The organism is Streptomyces sp. NPDC001728 (genome assembly GCF_040297565.1).
GTDB lineage: Bacteria > Actinomycetota > Actinomycetes > Streptomycetales > Streptomycetaceae > Streptomyces.
In genome coordinates, this window is sequence record NZ_JBEOZK010000013.1 from 167,513 (window position 1) to 183,279 (window position 15,767).

Below are 15,767 nucleotides of genomic sequence, written 5' to 3' on the forward strand. Positions count from 1 at the left end.
AACCGCCGTCAGCCCCGAGACCCACGGCTCCTCCACCAGCGGCTTCCCCGACGGAGGCCCGCTCCTGGCGGCGGTCTCGTTCCTCGTCCCGGCCGCGCTCACGGCCTGCGCGGTGGTGGCCGACCGCTGGTCCGCCGCACGAGTCCTGGCCCTGCTGGCCGCCGCTTCGGCGGCACTGTTCTGCCTTCTCCAGCACGCCGTCGCTCAGGAGCACGTAGAAGAGCTTGCGAAGCGAGACGGGCAGGTGGTCGCGGTAGCGGTCGAGGACGGCGTCGACCGCGGTCAGCACCCGGAGTGTCTCCTGCTTGGGCCGCCAGTGCGGCTGCGGCCCGCGGGGGCGCTTGTTCGGCATCGTGGCCTCCTGCATTCAAGAGTCCGTCATGGCGTCCCTTCGCTCAAGAGTGGTGGTGACCTGGGGTTTCATCCGGGAGGCGGGGGTGTGTCGCGTCCTCGGTTGAGCTGGGCCATCAGCTCGCGGTTGGCCGCGCGGGCGGCGGCGAGGTCGTCGCCCTGATCCTGGAGCGTGAGCTCCAGGTCGACGACTTGCTGTTCGAGGGTGATGATCCGGGCCTGGAGCTGTTCGGTGTCGTCGGGCCCCCCGATGCCCGACTCGCGCCAGACCTGATCGCCCAGAACCTCGCTGAGACGGCCTTCGAGGCGCCGGACCTGGGCGGCGAGGCGGGCGGTGCGGGCGTCGGCCGCCACCAGGTCGGCCTGCAACGAGGCCCGGCTGACGGCCGGTCCCCGGCCGCCGGGGACCGTGGGCGGCTCGGCAGCCTGGGCGTGGATCTGGCCGAGCAGGTCGCGGTGGCGGTAGAGGAAGGTGCGGTCGACGCCCGCGCGGCGAGCGATGGCCGCGACGCTGATCTCCAAGCCGTCCTTCGCGGCCTCGGCCAGGGCGGCGAGGACGCGCTGGCGGCGTCGGCCGGTGTCGGCTCGGCGGCCTTCCAGCATGGCCTGGACGGCGGGGTCGGGTGGGCTCATGCGGGTCGCTCCGGTCGCAGGTCGGGCAGGGGCTGGGGGATGCGCGGCATGCCGAGGAAGCCCTGGCGGGTCTGGCGGACCATGGCCGCGGCCTGCTGGATCTCGGCGCGTTCGGTGTCGGTGAGCTGGTCGACCTCCTCGGTGACGCGACGGATCAGCCGTCGGACGCGGGCGATCTCCTCCTCGGACGGGGTGGCCTCGGCTCGGGCCCAGTCGTCGGCCTCGGTCATCGACCGCAGCCGCTCCCGCTGCCGCAGCAGACCGTCGAGGTAGGGCGAGAGGACCTCGATGGGGACGCCGGCGTCCGCGTGGCGCTGGGCGAAGGAGTGCCGGTAGGCGTAGGGGAAGACCCTCTCCTCGTCGAAGACGGTCCCGTCGTCCAGCAGGAACTCCGGCAGTTCGGTGACCCAGTCGCGGTGCATCCCGCTGAAGTGGGTGGCGTCGATGCCCTTGGCTCCGAGCTGGTTCATCACCGACGACGGCAGCAGGACCAACTGGGACAGCGGCCGGTCGGGGTAGAGGAGGCGGACGCGTTCTTGCTGCTCGCGGATCAGCCGGGCGGTGGGTTCGTGGATCGGCAGCTCGCGGCGGATCCGCTGCTCTTTCCAGTTGTTGTAGACCAGGACGGGCTTGCCCTGACGGTCGCGGCTCAGGCAGTGGTACTCCAGCTTGCAGATCTCCTCCGGCCGCCGACCGGTGTCCATCATCAGCTCCACCGCGACCCGCAGTTCGCGGCAGGTCATCTCCTCGAACAGATCCAGGTGAGCGCAGAGCTGACGCAGCACCTCCGGCGGCAGGTCCTGGCCCTCCTCCGAGGGCTCCGGCGGCTTCGGAACGTCATGCCGAGTGATCACGAAGTCGTCGGGCAGCCCGGCCAACGGGCCATCCGCCCTGGTCAGGCCCATCACACGGGACTGCCGCAGCACGTTGCGCGCGGCCCGGACGTAGCTGATGCGGGTCGTCGCGGCGATACGGCCGTTGGCCTCCAGGAACGTCATCCGGTTCAGGTAGTTCTCGATGTCCGCCCGCCCCAGCGCCGGCCGGTCCAAGCCGTGGTCCGGCCGGGCGTCGAGACTGCGCGACAGGAAGGCCAGTGCGGTCATGTGCTGGCGGGCGTGAGAGGAGGTACTGCGGGAGCGCACGCGGGTCAGGTAGTCGCGGGCCCAGCGCTTGGCGGCGTCCTTCAGCCACGGCTGGTGAACGGCAGTGAACTCCACCGTGCCACGGTGCCCGAAGACCGACAGGTCCCAGTTGTCCTTGTCGTACTCGCCCTCGGGGGACTTGAAGGCCCGCTGCGCGTAGGCGGTCAGCCGGTTGAGGAGGATCACCGCGGTGCTGTTCACCCCTGGCCGTGGAACGTCCTCCAGACGGCCCGTCTGCGAGGGGCGGATCGTGCGGTCGATGAGCGCGCGCAGGCCGCCGACGTCGGTCTTCGCCCCGCGCTGGCAGCGGTGCTGCAGGCCGAACAGCAGCTGCGCGACGACCAGGTCCGGCAAGCCCCGGAAGCTGATCTCGGATCCGTTGCAGCCCGACGGTGCCGTTCGCAGCCACAGCTGCTCGTCGACGGGCCCCTCCTTGCGGAGCTGGTTGAGCTGCTTGCCGTGCGGGTGACAGAGCCGATGGCCCACAGCGGTCACGGCCTGGCGGGTGCAGGCGAACACTCCGCAATCCCCCAGGCCCGGAAGCGCCCGCGCCGCCGGGTCGGTGAGGAACTCAGGCAGAGTGCCGCCGAACTGCACGTACTGGTACCAGTGCGACCGACACAGCGGCTGCTTCTGGGAGTTGATCCAGGTCCGCTCACACCCGTCGACCCGGCACTGCCCCGGGACAACGCGCGAGGCGGTGCGGGGGAGCTCGATGAACTCCTTCAGCGGCAGCCCCGACTTCCGGTGCTGGTCCTGGCAGGTCCGGCACAGGCCGCGGGCCTTCGACGGCAGATCGCATCCCGGCACCGGGCAGGCCCGCATCCCGAGCATGGGGTGGTCGATCGGCGCGGTCAGGACGCGCCGCTCGCCGTCCCAGCCGACCTCGGTGAAGAACTCGGGCTCGATCAGCGACCACGGGAACGCCGCGCTCTCCTCCGCGGTGGCCCCCGGCGCCGGCGGCGTGGCCGGCAGCGTGGCGCTCATCGGAGCCCACCCGCCAGCTCGCGCGGCGAGGGCACCCGGTCGACCGCCTGCCGCAGCCGGTCCGGATCGGGATGCAGATACGGCTCGGCGCTGGACAGCCGAGCGTGATCGAGCAGCGCGGCCACCTCGTCCACGCTCCCGCCGGCGTCCGCGACGTTGCTGGCCATCGCGTGCCGGAGCATGTGCGGGGTCACGATGCGCGACAACCCGGCCCGCCTCGACAGCCTCTGAAGCAGCTCGGTGACGCCGTCCGGGCTCATCGGGGCGCCCAGCGGCTCGGCGAACAGGTTCACCAGCACGAAGTCGCTCGCCGCCCCGTGCGGCAGCCCCATCCGCTCGATCACGTACTGGTCGTGGGCCTGGACCACCAGGAAGTCGACCGGCTTGGCCTTCCCCGGCGCCGCGGACTGCTGGCGCTTGGCCCACGCCCCGTTGGGGTTCTCCCGCCGCAGCACGTGCAGGTGCGAGCGGGCCACCCGGCAGCCCAGCGCGGTGGAGTCCGGCATGAAGTGCATGTCCTCGCGCCGCAGGCCCGCCGCAGTGCCGCGTCGCAGGCCGGCGCGGGCGAGCAGCAGCACGATGAAGCGGTCACGGGCGTTGTGGCAGGCCATGAACAGGGCCACCGCCTCGGCGTCCGTAGCCCGGTCCCGGCGCTTGCGCGGCACCTGCACCCGGTGGCGGGCCTTGAGCCGGTAGCCCATCCCCTCGCCGCGGGCTTCCTCGGGCAGGTCCCAGTCCTCGGCCACCTCGTAGAGCTGCACCAGGACCTCCGACGGCACGCTCTTCGCGGTGATGGCGTGCAGCAGGAACTGCCGCACTCCGGTCAGCACATTCCCGATCCGGCCCGGCTGGCGGCAGGGCTCCGTCCCCGGCCCCGCCATCACCACCCCACGGCCCGCAACCGGCCGCTCGATGCCGGTGGCCTCCGGCGTCCCGTACTTCAGCCACACGGTGAACAACCCGAGGTCCTGCGCTGCGGTCCTCCAGTCCCGGCCGGTCCGGGCACACCAGCGCAGGTACAGCGCGACGTGCCCGGCGTACGTACGCGTCGTCAACTCCGCCTGATCCCGGCCGAACCGGACGTACCGCAAGAACGCATCCGCCGCCGGCACCACCGCCAGCTCCTCATCCAGCACCGTCCAGTACCCGGCACCCGAAGGCAACTGCACCCGAAACGCTCGCAAGGCTTCCTCCACTCCATCTGCAACGTGTCGCAACGATCACGACAGCTCCAGAGATGCGAGGAAGAACCCCAGCTCACACGATCAGACGCAGCGTCCCGCCACACATCGAAGCGCCCGGGAGAACACCTGCCAGTCACCCCGTGGTTCGCCGCCCGGCCACCCCTCGTCGGCCGACCGTACGTACGCGGGTACGGGGACTCGTACGGGTACGAGAACGGGGACGGGAACGCGCCCTGATCGCCGCTACCGCTTGTCGGCCGGTACGTCGACGGCCACGCACACGGCCCGCCAGACGTCCTTCGCCTCCCAGCCGGCGTCCAGCGCGTCGCGTACCGTCCGGCCTCCCAGTTCCGCCATCACATGGTCGCGCGCGAAGGACTCGGCGTACGACGCACCGAAGTGGTCGGCCATCCGTTCCCAGAAAATCGTCAACCGCATGACCCCAGTATCCCGCTCCGAAGAGTGCAGCCCGCCCCGGAGGCCTTGTCACCGCGGCTTTCCGCCCTACCGTCGGAGCATGGCCGAAAAACCCCTCCCCTCCTCGCCCTCGACTCCCGTGGCCCGCGCCGAACGCTTCGTCTGGCTGACGGCCCGCGTCCTCGAACAGCGCCGGTTCGCCTACCACTTCCTGCGGGGTGGCGCGGATCACGTCGAGACGGCCCTCACGGCGTACCTCAACGAGGACGGCGGCTACGGCCACGCGCTCGAACCCGATCTCCGCGGACCGGTCAGCCAGCCGCTGCACACCGCGCACGCCCTGCGCGTCCTCGACTCGATCGGCCGGTGCGGCGGACTGCGCGTGGAGCGGATCTGCCGCTACCTCACCGCCGTCTCCACCCACGACGGCGCGCTCCCGGCGATCCACCCGTCCCAGCGCGGATACCCGTCGGCGCCGTTCGTCCCGGTGGTCGACTCCCCGCCGAGCGCGCTGCTCACCACCGGCCCGGTGGTCGGACTGCTGCACCGCAACCAGGTGTGGCACGCGTGGCTGTTCCGAGCCACCGAGTACTGCTGGGCGGCCGTGGAGTCGATGGAGAAGTCCCATCCGTACGAGATCGAGGCCGCGGTCGCCTTCCTGGACGGGGCGCCGGACCACGCGCGCGCGGAGGCGACCGCCGACCGTCTCGGGCGTCTCGTACGTGAGCAGCGGCTCGCGGTCCTGGACCCGGACCGGCAGGACGACTACCCGGTGGCGGACGGGTACGCGCCGGGAGAGCTCCACTTCCCGCACGACTACGCGCGCGTGCCGGATTCGCTGGCCGCGCGGTGGTTCACCGCGGAGGAGATGTCCCGCTCGCTGGACCGGCTCGCGGCCGACCAGCAGGAGGACGGGGGCTGGCCGATCCGCTGGCGCGCGTGGGCCCCGGGCTCGGCCTTGGAGTGGCGGCCGATCGTCACGGTGGAGGCCCTGCGCACGCTCCGCGCCCACGGTCGTGCCGTCGACTGATCCGGAGACCCGCCGCCTCCGCCCCACATGGCCCTGGGAGGCCGCCGCCTCAGCCCCACAGCACCCCGATCACCCTCCCAGGGCCCGTACCCCCGCCGTGACGAGTACGGCGGCGCCCACGACGACCAGGAAGGGAGCCCGCAGGACCAGCGCGACGGCAGCCGCGGCGAGCCCGGCGGCGCGGGCGTCGAGGACCAGGTCGCCGCCCGCGCTGAACGTCTGCTGGGCGGTGAGCGCGGCGAGCAGCGCGACGGGGAGCAGCGCGGCGAGCCGCTGGACGAGGGGGCGTTCCAGCGCCCCGGCGGGGACCAGCAGACCGATCAGTTTGACCAGGTAGCAGCCGCCCGCGGTGAGGGCGATGGCGATCCAGACGTTCATCGGGAGTCCTCCGAAGGGGCGGGCGGGCCGGTGCGGCGGCCCCGGAACCAGAGCACCAGGGGCGCGGCGAGGGCCGCCGCGAGGACCGGGACGCCGGCGGGCAGCACGGGCAGCAGCCCGAGGCCGAGCAGGACGGCGAGCCCGGCGGTGGCCCGCTCGGTCGTGGACTTCAGCATGGGGGCGAGCAGGGCGAGGAAGACGGCGGGCCCGGCCGCGTCGAGCCCCCAGGCCGCCGTGTCGCCGAGCGCCTCGGCGCCGAGCGCGCCGAGCAGCGTGGTCACGTTCCACAGGACGTACAGCGTGAGCCCGGTGACGGTGAAGCCGATCCGGGCGGCCCGGCGGGAGGGCTGCGCGAGCGCGACGGCGGTGGTCTCGTCGATCACCCAGTGCGCGGCGAACGGCCGGACGGCCTTCGGCAGGGCGAGCAGCTGGGAGAGCCGCAGCCCGTAGAAGGCGTTGCGGGTGCCGAGGAAGAAGGCGCCGGCGGCGGCCGTGAAGGGGTTGCCGCCCGCGGCGAGTGCGCCGACCAGGGCGAACTGCGAGGCTCCGGTGAAGACCAGGAGGCTGAGGAGGCAGGTCTGGAGGACGCTGAGGCCGGAGCCCGCCGAGGTCACGCCGAAGGCGAAGCCGGAGAGCCCGACGGCGACGCCGACGCCGAGGGCGTCGCGGACGACGGCAGCGTCGGGTTTGGGCGGTGTGCCGTCGCGTATCACGGGAGGTGCTGTCTGTTCTGCCACGTCAGGGACGTTACGGGGTCGGTGCCGGCCCGGTCTTGTACGTTCTTGCGGCGGACCGCCGGGACCGCTGTCCCGCTCCACGCGCGCGTTGGTACGCCCCCGGCGGCACGCCCACGCTGCGGGTGAAGTGCCGGTTCAGGTGCGACTGGTCGGTGAAGCCGACGGCCGCCGCCGCGTCCGCCGGGGGCGTCCCCTCGTCGAGGAGCCGCCGGGCCCGCCGTACGCGCGCGTCGGTGAGCCAGGTGTGCGGCGGCATGCCGTACGCGTCCCGGAAGGCCCGCAGCAGGGCGAAGGGGCTGGTGCCGAGATCGGCGGCGAGCCGCTCCAGGGTCGGCGGCTCGGCCATGCGGTCCTCGAGGACGGTACGCGCGCGTGCCGCGTTCCGGGCGCCCGCCGAGCTCGGCGGGAGCGGGGTGACGAGACCACCGTGGCTGCGCAGCATCCGCGCCGTGACCAGCCGGAGCAGGCTGTCCGCGGCGAGCGCGTTGCCCTCCTCGGCGGCCCGGTGGACACCGACGACGAGCCGGGAGGCGTACGGGTCGTCGACGACGGGCGAGGTGAAGCCGACGGAGCCGCGCAGGGCGAGGGTGTCGGCGGCGATGGACCGGACGATCTCCGCGTCGGGGTAGATCGTCCGGTACGTCCAGCCCTCGGGCACGCCCGCGTGCCCGGTGTGCGGGGTGTCGGGGTTGACCAGGGCGATCTGCCCGGGTCCTGCGTGGACCAGGTCGTCGCGGTAGTGGAAGGCCTCGACGCCCTCGGTGATCGCGGCGAAGACGAAGGTCTCGTGGGTGTGCCGGGCGAAGGCCTTGTGGATGTAGTGGGCGTGCAGCAGGTCGACCCCGGGCAGCTCGGAGTACTGCCAGTACCGTGCCCGCTCCCCGATCGCCATGCCCCCATTCTGCGCCGCGCCGCCACCGCCGAGCGAACGGATCTCCCCAGGTCCGGGCGGTTGTCAGTGGCCGGGTGCACGATGGGGGACATGGTCAGGTCCGCGCTCGACTCGTTCTCCCCCGCGACCCGTGGTTGGTTCACCGCGGCCTTCACCGCGCCCACGGCGGCGCAGGAGGGCGCCTGGCAGGCCATCGGCGCGGGCTCCGACGTGCTCGTCGTCGCGCCGACGGGCTCGGGCAAGACGCTGGCCGCCTTCCTCGCCTCCCTCGACCGGCTGGCCTCGGCGCCACCGCCGGCCGAGCCGAAGCAGCGCTGCCGCGTGCTGTACGTGTCACCCCTGAAGGCGCTCGCGGTGGACGTCGAGCGGAACCTCCGTTCGCCGCTGACCGGGATCCGGCAGGAGTCGGTGCGGCTCGGGCTGCCCGAGCCGGACATCCGGGTCGGCATCCGTTCCGGCGACACCCCGCCCGCCGAGCGCCGGGCGCTCGCGACCCGGCCGCCGGACATCCTGATCACCACCCCCGAGTCGCTGTTCCTGATGCTGACCTCCGCCGCCCGGGACGCGCTCGCGGGCGTGGAGACGGTGATCCTGGACGAGGTCCACGCGGTCGCGGGCACCAAGCGGGGCGCCCACCTGGCCCTCTCCCTGGAGCGGCTCGACGAGCTGCTGCCGCGCCCCGCGCGCCGGATCGGCCTGTCGGCCACGGTCCGGCCGGTGGACGAGGTGGCGCGCTATCTGTCGCCGGGGCGCGCCGTGGAGATCGTCCAGCCTCCCTCGGGGAAGGAGTTCGACCTCTCCGTCGTCGTCCCCGTCGAGGACATGGGCGAGCTGGGCGGCTCCCCCGCGTCGGAGGGCAAGGACGGCGGCGACAAGCCGTCGATCTGGCCGCACGTCGAGGAGCGGATCGCGGACCTCGTCCAGGCGCACCGCTCCACGATCGTCTTCGCCAACTCCCGGCGCCTCGCCGAGCGCCTCTGCAACCGGCTCAACGAGATCGCGTACGAGCGGGCCACCGGCGAACCCCTCCCCGACGGGGCTCCGCCGGCCGAGATCATGGCCCAGTCGGGGGCGGCCCAGGGCGCCCCGGCGCTGCTCGCCCGCGCCCACCACGGCTCGGTGTCGAAGGAACAGCGCGCCCAGGTCGAGGAGGACCTGAAGGCGGGCCGGCTGCCCGCCGTGGTCGCCACCTCCAGCCTGGAGCTGGGCATCGACATGGGCGCGGTGGACCTGGTCGTGCAGGTGGAGTCGCCGCCCTCGGTGGCCTCCGGGCTCCAGCGCGTGGGCCGCGCCGGCCACCAGGTCGGCGCGGTGTCGACGGGCGTGGTCTTCCCCAAGTACCGGGGCGATCTGGTGCAGGCGGCGGTGGTCACCGAGCGGATGCGTTCGGGGGAGATCGAGTCGATGCGGATCCCCGCCAACCCGCTGGACGTCCTGGCCCAGCAGCTGGTCGCCCTCGTCGCCCTGGACACCTGGCAGGTGGACGACCTGCTCGCCCTGGTGCGCCGGGCGGCGCCGTTCTCCTCGCTGCCCGAGTCGGCGTTCACGGGCGTGCTCGACATGCTCGCCGGCCGCTACCCCTCGGACGCCTTCGCGGAGCTGCGCCCGCGCGTGGTCTGGGACCGGGTCGCCGGGACCGTGACGGGGCGGCCGGGCGCGCAGCGGCTCGCCGTCACTTCGGGCGGCACGATCCCCGACCGAGGACTGTTCGGTGTGTTCCTCGCGGGCTCGGACCCGAGGAAGGGCGGCGGCCGGGTCGGCGAGCTGGACGAGGAGATGGTGTACGAGTCGCGGGTCGGCGACGTGTTCACCCTCGGCACCACCTCGTGGCGGATCCAGGACATCACCCGCGACCGGGTCCTCGTCACGCCGGCGCCCGGCGTGCCGGGCAGGCTGCCGTTCTGGAAGGGCGACCAGCTGGGCCGCCCGCTCGAACTGGGCAGGGCCGTGGGCGCGTTCCTCCGCGAGGTGGGCGCCCTCGCGGACGAGGACGCACGGCTGCGGCTGCTCGCCGCGGGCCTGGACGGCTGGGCCGCCGACAACGTCCTCGCGTACCTCAAGGAGCAGCGCGAGGCGTGCGGTCACGTGCCGGACGACCGGACGATCCTCGTCGAGCGCTTCCGCGACGAGCTCGGGGACTGGCGGGTCGTCATCCACTCCCCGTTCGGCGCGCAGGTGCACGCCCCGTGGGCGCTGGCCCTCGGCGCGCGGCTCGCCGAGCGGTACGGCATGGACGCGCAGGTGATGCACGCGGACGACGGCATCGTGCTGCGCCTGCCGGACGCCGACCTGATGGGCCTGGACATGGGCCTGGACCTCCTCGACCACGAACCGGTCGACCCCGGCCGGCACCTCGACACGACGTACGACGCGGACAAGGCGCCCGTCGGCGCGGCGGACGCCCTGTTCGACAAGGCCGAGATCGGGCAGATCGTCACCGACCAGGTGGGCGGCTCCGCGCTGTTCGCGTCCCGCTTCCGCGAGTGCGCCGCGCGCGCCCTGCTGCTGCCCAAGCGCAACCCCGGCAAGCGCACCCCGCTCTGGCAGCAACGGCAGCGCGCGGCGCAGCTGCTCCAGGTGGCGAGCGAGTTCGGCTCGTTCCCGATCGTCCTGGAGGCCGTCCGCGAGTGCCTCCAGGACGTGTTCGACCTCCCCGGTCTGACCGAGCTGATGGGGGACATCGAGGCCCGCCGGGTCCGCCTGGTCGAGGTCACCACCCCCGAGCCGTCCCCCTTCGCCCGCTCGCTGCTCTTCGGGTACGTGGCGCAGTTCCTGTACGAGGGCGACTCGCCGCTCGCCGAGCGGCGGGCGGCCGCGCTCTCCCTGGACTCCCGGCTGCTCGCGGAGTTGCTCGGTCAGGCGGAGCTGCGCGAACTGCTCGACCCGGAGGTCCTGGCCGAGCTGGAGCGGGAGCTCCAGTGGCTGACGGACGACCGCCGGATCAAGGACGTGGAGGGCGTCGCCGACCTGCTGCGGGTGCTGGGCCCGCTCACCGCGGACGAGCTGGCCGAGCGGGGCGCGGAAGCGGCCTGGGCGACCGAGCTGGGGGCCTCGCGGCGGGCGATCCGGGTGCGGATCGGGGGCCGGGAGCACTGGGCCGCCGTCGAGGACGCGGGCCGGCTCAGGGACGCCCTGGGCACGGCCCTGCCCGTCGGGGTGCCCGAGGCCTTCACCGAGCCGGTCAAGGACCCGCTGGGCGACCTCCTCGCGCGGTTCGCCCGCACCCACGGCCCGTTCGCGTCCTCCCAGGCCGCCGCCCGCTTCGGTCTCGGCGGGGCCGTCACCGACGGCGCCCTGCAGCGGCTCGCCGCGTCCGGCCGGGTCGTCCAGGGCGAGTTCCACCCCTCGGGCATCGGCCAGGAGTGGTGCGACGCGACCGTCCTGCGCCGGCTGCGGCGCCGCTCCCTGGCGGCCCTGCGCCACGAGCTGGAGCCGGTGCCCCCGGCGGCCCTCGCGACCTTCCTGCCTCAGTGGCAGCACCTGGGGAGCAACAGCCTGCGCGGCATCGACGGCCTCGCACGCGCGATCGAGCAGCTCCAGGGCGCGCCGGTCCCCGCCTCGGCCCTGGAGAAGCTGATCCTGCCGTCCCGGGTCGGGGACTACACCCCGGCCCTCCTCGACGAGCTGACCACCACCGGCGAGGTGCTGTGGGCGGGCGCCGGATCGCTGCCCGGCAAGGACGGCTGGGTCTCGCTGTACCTCACGGACACGGCGCCGCTGCTCCTCCCGGCGCCGCATCCGCTGGAGCTGTCCGCCCTCCACGAGTCGGTCCTCACGACCCTCTCCGGCGGGTACGGCCTGTTCTTCCGCCAGATCGCCGACCAGGTCCGGGCCACCACCCACCCGGACGCCACCGACCCACAGCTCGCCGACGCCGTCTGGGACCTGGCCTGGTCCGGCAGGCTCACCAACGACACCCTGGCCCCGCTGCGCTCGCTCCTCGGCTCGGGGCGTACGGCCGGGTCCACGGCCCACCGGGCGCGCCGCACGGTCCCGCGCGGCCGGTACGGCACGCTGACCGCCGCCGCCCGCCCCGCCTCCCGTACGGGACCGCCCACGGTATCCGGCCGCTGGTCTCTGCTGCCGCCGGCCGAGCCGGAACCCACCCACCGGGCCCACGCCCTGGCCCGCACGCTCCTGGACCGGCACGGTGTGGTCACCAGGGGGGCGGTGGCCGCCGAGGGCGTGGAGGGCGGCTTCTCGGCCACGTACCGCATCCTGGCGGCCTTCGAGGACAGCGGGCAGGCCCGGCGCGGCTATGTGGTGGAGGGTCTCGGCGCGGCCCAGTTCGCGATGGACGGGGCGGTGGACCGGCTGCGGGCCGCGGCGACCGCCCGCGACCGGGGCGTGGAGGCCGCGACGGGCCCGCGCGCGCTGGTCCTCGCGGCGGCGGACCCGGCGAACGCGTACGGGGCGGCCCTGTCCTGGCCCGAGCCGCCGACCGGCGCCGGGCACAAGCCGGGGCGCAAGGCGGGCGCGCTGGTGGTCCTGGTCGACGGCGAGCTGACGCTGTACATGGAGCGCGGCGGCAAGACGCTCCTGTGCTGGCCCGCCGATCCGGACGACCCGAGCCTGCGGGCGGCGGCCGAAGCCCTTGCGGCGGCGGCACGGGCGGGCACCCTGGGCACGGTCACGGTCGAGCGTGTCAACGGCGCGACGGCCCTGACCTCCCCCCTGGCCCGCCCCCTGGAGACCGCGGGTTTCGTGGCCACCCCCAGAGGCCTCCGCCTCCGCGCCTGACCCTCCGCGCCCGACCCACCACGTCCGCACCGGGGGCGGTCGGCCGTCCCGGTCGTTCCGCCCGGAGCCTGCGATAGGTTGCCCGCCATGACTGGTCCCGGAAGCACTGCCTGGCCGCCGGCCCCGATCGAGACCGCACGGCTGATGCTGCGCGCGTCCGAAGCCCGTGACCGTGCGGCGTTCATCGAGCTGTTCGCCTCGCCGGAGGTGGGCACCTACGTCGGCGGTTCCCGGCCGCGTGACGAGCTGGAGAAGACGGCGCCGGAGGTGCCCGGAAGGCGCCCCGGCTGCTTCGTGATCGAACGCGACGGATCGATGATCGGCATGGTCACGCTCGACCCGCGCGACCCGGAGCGTCCGGGCCGGGTCCGCCCGGACGGCGGGGAGACCGAGCTCGGCTACATGTTCCTGCCGACGGCGTGGGGACATGGGTACGCCACCGAGGCCTGCGCGGCGGCACTCGCCTGGTTCACCGACGCGCTGCCCGACGAGCCGGTGGTGCTCCGCACCCAGTCGGCGAACGACCGCGCGATGCGCGTCGCGGCGAAGCTGGGCTTCACCGAGGTGGAGCGGTTCGAGGCCTACGGCGCCGAGCAGTGGTTCGGCGTACGGACCCCGGCCGCACCGGCCGACCGACCCCGGCCGCACCGGCCGACCGAGCCCACCCGGACCGCCGACCACGAGGATCCCCCGCACCAGCCCCCACCCGGCATCATGGAACCGTGCCCGAAGGAGACACCGTCTGGCAGGCCGCCCGCCGCCTGCACACCGCGCTCGCCGGGCGGGTCCTGACCCGCTCGGACCTCCGGGTGCCCCGCTTCGCCACCGCCGACCTGACCGGCCGGACCCTTCTGGACGTCACCCCGCGCGGCAAGCACCTGCTCGCCCGCATCGAGGGCGGACTCACCCTCCACTCCCATCTGCGGATGGACGGCGCCTGGCGGGTGTACGCCACCGGGGAACGTCCGCACGGCGGCCCCGAGCACCAGATCCGGGCGATCCTCGGAAACGCCGAGTCCACCGCGTACGGCTACCGGCTCCCGGTCCTCGAGCTTCTCCGCACCGCCGAGGAGTCCCGGGTCGTCGGTCATCTCGGCCCGGACCTGCTCGGCCCGGACTGGAACCCGGAGGAGGCCGTACGGCGGCTCGGGGCCGACCCTGGCCGCCCCCTCGGCGACGCCCTGCTCGACCAGCGCAATCTGGCCGGCATCGGCAACGTGTACAAGTCGGAGCTGGCCTTCCTCGCCGGCGTCACGCCCTGGCTCCCGTTCGGCGACCTGGGCCCCGGCGTCCCCGCCCGGCTGGTCGCGACCGCGCACCGCCTGCTGGACGCGAACAAGGACCGGCCGGACCGCCGCACCACGACCACCCGGCGCCCCGGCACCCCGCTCCATGTCTACGGCCGCGAGGGCCGGCCCTGCCTGCGCTGCGGCGCCCCGATCCGCAAGGCGGAGCTCGGCGACCGGGTCACGTACTGGTGCCCCGGCTGCCAGCGGGGCCCCGACGGAAGCCCTCACGACGACCCCCACAACAATTGACGTTCCGTCAGATCCGGTCGTACGGTCCGGACATGACGACGACTCTTCCGGCATACGACCTCACCGGCCGCACCGCGTTCGTCACCGGCGCCGCGAGCGGGATCGGCCGTGCCACCGCGGCCCTCCTCTCCCGGGCCGGTGCCACCGTCCACTGCGCCGACCGCGACGAGGGCGGCCTCAAGGAGACCTCGGCCCTCATCGCCGGACAGGGCGGCACCGCGCACACCCACCTCCTGGACGTCACCGACCGCCCCGCGCTCGCGGCGGCCGTCCGCGCCGCGGGCCCGCTCCACGTCATGGCGGCCATCGCCGGGATCATGCACACGAGCTCCGTCCTGGAGACCCGCGAAGAGGACCTGGACCGCGTCCTCGCCGTGAACTTCAAGGGCGTGCTCCACGCGTGCCAGGAGGGGGCCCGTTCGATGATCGACGCGGGCGTCCCCGGCTCGATCGTCACGATGGCCTCGGGCGCGATGGACACCGCGAGCCCCGGCCTGCTCTGCTACAGCGTCACCAAGGCGGCCGTCGTCCAGCTGACGAAGACCCTCGCGGTGGAGGTCGGCCGGCACGGCATCCGGGTCAACGCCGTCGCTCCGGGCTGGATCCGCACCCCGATGACCGACCGGCACGAGCCGGCCGCCCAGGAGCAGGCGGAGGCCGCCATGGTCCGTCACTCACCGCTGGGGCGGGTCGGGGAGGCCGAGGACATCGCGCACGCGGTCCTGCACCTTGCCTCCGACGCCTCCGCGTTCACGACCGGCCAGATCCTCCGCCCCAACGGCGGCGTCGCGATGCCCTGGTGACCCGACCGCCGCCCAGCGCGTGCCCCGGCGCTCCGGCGACGGACCCGCCGCCCGTCACACCCGCACGCCCCCCGGCCCGCCCCCGCGCCCTCCCCGTGGAAGCCGCCACATGCACCGGCAGCAGGCTGAGACCCCAGCCGCCCGCGGCCACCGCCCCCTCGACCGGTCCGCTCTCCCCCGGAACGAGCAGCAGGCGCAGCACGGCCCACCACCAGAGCCCCCCGGACACCAGCGCGATCGCGAACAGCGCGAGCGTCGCCGGCGGAACCCGTCGCCGTACCATGGCCGCCTCCTGCGGTCGACGCTAGACCGGCAGGATCACCCTGCGGGAGGGCGCACGGGAGGCAAACCCGGCGCACGCGGTCCAGTCGTACGTCCCCCACCTTGGCACGGCACACCGGAACCCGGCATCTCAGGCAATCGGGCAGATATCGAACAAAAACGAGAGAAGCCCCGGTCAGCGCCCCATGAAGGGCACCGACCGGGGCTTCGCCCCACTTCGGTCAGGCAGCGACGACGTCCACCGCTTCCGCGGGCGCCTTGATGGTCACCCGCCCGGTGGGCACACCTGCCACCGACGTCACCGACACCGAATTGAGCATCGGGCGGACCGGCGCCGGCACCGGTTCGCTCGCCGCTGCCGACTCGGCCAGTTCGGCCAGTGACAGCTCGTCGCTCACTTCACGCATGAGCTCGGACATCCGTACGTCCAGCGCGTCGCAGATCGCGGAGAGCAGCTCGGAGGATGCCTCCTTCTGCCCCCGCTCCACCTCGGAGAGATAGCCGAGCGAGACTCGGGCGGACGAGGAGACTTCGCGCAGAGTACGGCCTTGGCGCTGGCGCTGCCGACGCAGCACGTCACCCAACAGGCGACGGAGCAGAATCATCGGTGGCTCCCTCCTCGGACCGCGTAGCCGCATCCTTCACGCCCCACC

The 15,767-nt window shown here is 73.8% G+C and carries 13 protein-coding genes and 1 pseudogene; 5 read left to right on the forward strand and 9 right to left on the reverse strand.

Annotated elements, in window-relative coordinates; genetic code table 11:
* Window positions 1-420: 420 nt before the first annotated feature.
* From ABT154_RS20840 to ABT154_RS20855, 4 genes are all read right to left on the reverse strand, one after another.
* The gene (locus ABT154_RS20840) at window positions 421-984 is read right to left on the reverse strand and encodes a hypothetical protein (protein ID WP_351858307.1); all 564 of its coding nucleotides are present in this window, start codon (window positions 982-984) and stop codon (window positions 421-423) included.
* Window positions 981-3,113 carry a tyrosine-type recombinase/integrase gene (locus ABT154_RS20845; RefSeq protein ID WP_351858308.1) on the reverse strand — a complete coding sequence of 711 codons (2,133 nt, stop codon included), beginning with the start codon at window positions 3,111-3,113 and terminating at the stop codon, window positions 981-983. The genes ABT154_RS20840 and ABT154_RS20845 overlap by 4 nt, the downstream gene beginning before the upstream one ends.
* Complete coding sequence (locus tag ABT154_RS20850) at window positions 3,110-4,297, reverse strand: tyrosine-type recombinase/integrase (RefSeq protein ID WP_351858309.1); 1,188 nt, start codon at window positions 4,295-4,297, stop codon at window positions 3,110-3,112. The genes ABT154_RS20845 and ABT154_RS20850 overlap by 4 nt, the downstream gene beginning before the upstream one ends.
* Window positions 4,298-4,540: 243 nt before the next feature.
* Complete coding sequence (locus ABT154_RS20855; RefSeq protein WP_317876235.1) at window positions 4,541-4,735, reverse strand: DUF3046 domain-containing protein; 195 nt, start codon at window positions 4,733-4,735, stop codon at window positions 4,541-4,543.
* A gap of 79 nt (window positions 4,736-4,814) precedes the next feature.
* Between ABT154_RS20855 and ABT154_RS20860 the strand changes: the two genes are divergently transcribed.
* Entirely contained in the window at window positions 4,815-5,744 is a 930-nt protein-coding gene (locus ABT154_RS20860) for a hypothetical protein (protein WP_351858310.1), read from the forward strand.
* A 69-nt stretch (window positions 5,745-5,813) separates the two neighbouring features.
* On the opposite strand, the gene ABT154_RS20865 is transcribed toward ABT154_RS20860, so the two are convergent.
* The 3 genes from ABT154_RS20865 to ABT154_RS20875 are packed head-to-tail and all read right to left on the reverse strand — an operon-like array spanning window position 5,814 to window position 7,751.
* Window positions 5,814-6,122, reverse strand: coding sequence for an AzlD domain-containing protein (locus ABT154_RS20865; RefSeq protein WP_317876237.1), 309 nt, complete (start codon window positions 6,120-6,122; stop codon window positions 5,814-5,816).
* Window positions 6,119-6,859, reverse strand: coding sequence for an AzlC family ABC transporter permease (locus ABT154_RS20870; RefSeq protein ID WP_351858311.1), 741 nt, complete (start codon window positions 6,857-6,859; stop codon window positions 6,119-6,121). The genes ABT154_RS20865 and ABT154_RS20870 overlap by 4 nt, the downstream gene beginning before the upstream one ends.
* 10 nt (window positions 6,860-6,869) lie before the next feature.
* Window positions 6,870-7,751 (reverse strand): AraC family transcriptional regulator, encoded by an 882-nt coding sequence (locus tag ABT154_RS20875; protein WP_351858312.1) that lies wholly within the window; start codon window positions 7,749-7,751, stop codon window positions 6,870-6,872.
* A gap of 90 nt (window positions 7,752-7,841) precedes the next feature.
* Here ABT154_RS20875 and ABT154_RS20880 point away from each other — a divergent pair, with 90 nt between their 5' ends.
* The 4 genes and pseudogenes from ABT154_RS20880 to ABT154_RS20895 all read left to right on the forward strand — a co-directional run bounded on the left by ABT154_RS20880 (window position 7,842) and on the right by ABT154_RS20895 (window position 14,832).
* On the forward strand, window positions 7,842-12,491 hold the full coding sequence (locus ABT154_RS20880) for an Lhr family ATP-dependent helicase (protein WP_351858313.1): 4,650 nt from the start codon (window positions 7,842-7,844) through the stop codon (window positions 12,489-12,491).
* 87 nt (window positions 12,492-12,578) lie between these two features.
* Window positions 12,579-13,121, forward strand: a pseudogene (locus ABT154_RS20885) (GNAT family N-acetyltransferase); the annotation flags it as partial.
* A 92-nt stretch (window positions 13,122-13,213) separates the two neighbouring features.
* Window positions 13,214-14,029: a DNA-formamidopyrimidine glycosylase family protein gene (locus tag ABT154_RS20890; protein WP_351858314.1), complete on the forward strand. Its 816-nt coding sequence runs from the start codon at window positions 13,214-13,216 to the stop codon at window positions 14,027-14,029.
* Between the two features lie 32 nt (window positions 14,030-14,061).
* Window positions 14,062-14,832, forward strand: coding sequence for an SDR family NAD(P)-dependent oxidoreductase (locus tag ABT154_RS20895; protein ID WP_351858315.1), 771 nt, complete (start codon window positions 14,062-14,064; stop codon window positions 14,830-14,832).
* On the opposite strand, the gene ABT154_RS20900 is transcribed toward ABT154_RS20895, so the two are convergent.
* Entirely contained in the window at window positions 14,780-15,115 is a 336-nt protein-coding gene (locus ABT154_RS20900; protein ID WP_351858316.1) for a hypothetical protein, read from the reverse strand. The genes ABT154_RS20895 and ABT154_RS20900 overlap by 53 nt on opposite strands.
* A gap of 220 nt (window positions 15,116-15,335) precedes the next feature.
* Complete coding sequence (locus tag ABT154_RS20905; RefSeq protein WP_056556245.1) at window positions 15,336-15,719, reverse strand: helix-turn-helix domain-containing protein; 384 nt, start codon at window positions 15,717-15,719, stop codon at window positions 15,336-15,338.
* Window positions 15,720-15,767: the final 48 nt, after the last annotated feature.

Coding starts and splice junctions, on each gene's coding strand:
- ABT154_RS20900 (WP_351858316.1), bottom strand. CDS start 15,115: ATGGTACGGCGACGGGTTCCGCCGGCGACGCTCGCGCTGTTCGCGATC.
- ABT154_RS20880 (WP_351858313.1), top strand. CDS start 7,842: ATGGTCAGGTCCGCGCTCGACTCGTTCTCCCCCGCGACCCGTGGTTGG.
- ABT154_RS20860 (WP_351858310.1), top strand. CDS start 4,815: ATGGCCGAAAAACCCCTCCCCTCCTCGCCCTCGACTCCCGTGGCCCGC.
- ABT154_RS20840 (WP_351858307.1), bottom strand. CDS start 984: ATGAGCCCACCCGACCCCGCCGTCCAGGCCATGCTGGAAGGCCGCCGA.
- ABT154_RS20855 (WP_317876235.1), bottom strand. CDS start 4,735: ATGCGGTTGACGATTTTCTGGGAACGGATGGCCGACCACTTCGGTGCG.
- ABT154_RS20865 (WP_317876237.1), bottom strand. CDS start 6,122: ATGAACGTCTGGATCGCCATCGCCCTCACCGCGGGCGGCTGCTACCTG.
- ABT154_RS20845 (WP_351858308.1), bottom strand. CDS start 3,113: ATGAGCGCCACGCTGCCGGCCACGCCGCCGGCGCCGGGGGCCACCGCG.
- ABT154_RS20895 (WP_351858315.1), top strand. CDS start 14,062: ATGACGACGACTCTTCCGGCATACGACCTCACCGGCCGCACCGCGTTC.
- ABT154_RS20875 (WP_351858312.1), bottom strand. CDS start 7,751: ATGGCGATCGGGGAGCGGGCACGGTACTGGCAGTACTCCGAGCTGCCC.
- ABT154_RS20905 (WP_056556245.1), bottom strand. CDS start 15,719: ATGATTCTGCTCCGTCGCCTGTTGGGTGACGTGCTGCGTCGGCAGCGC.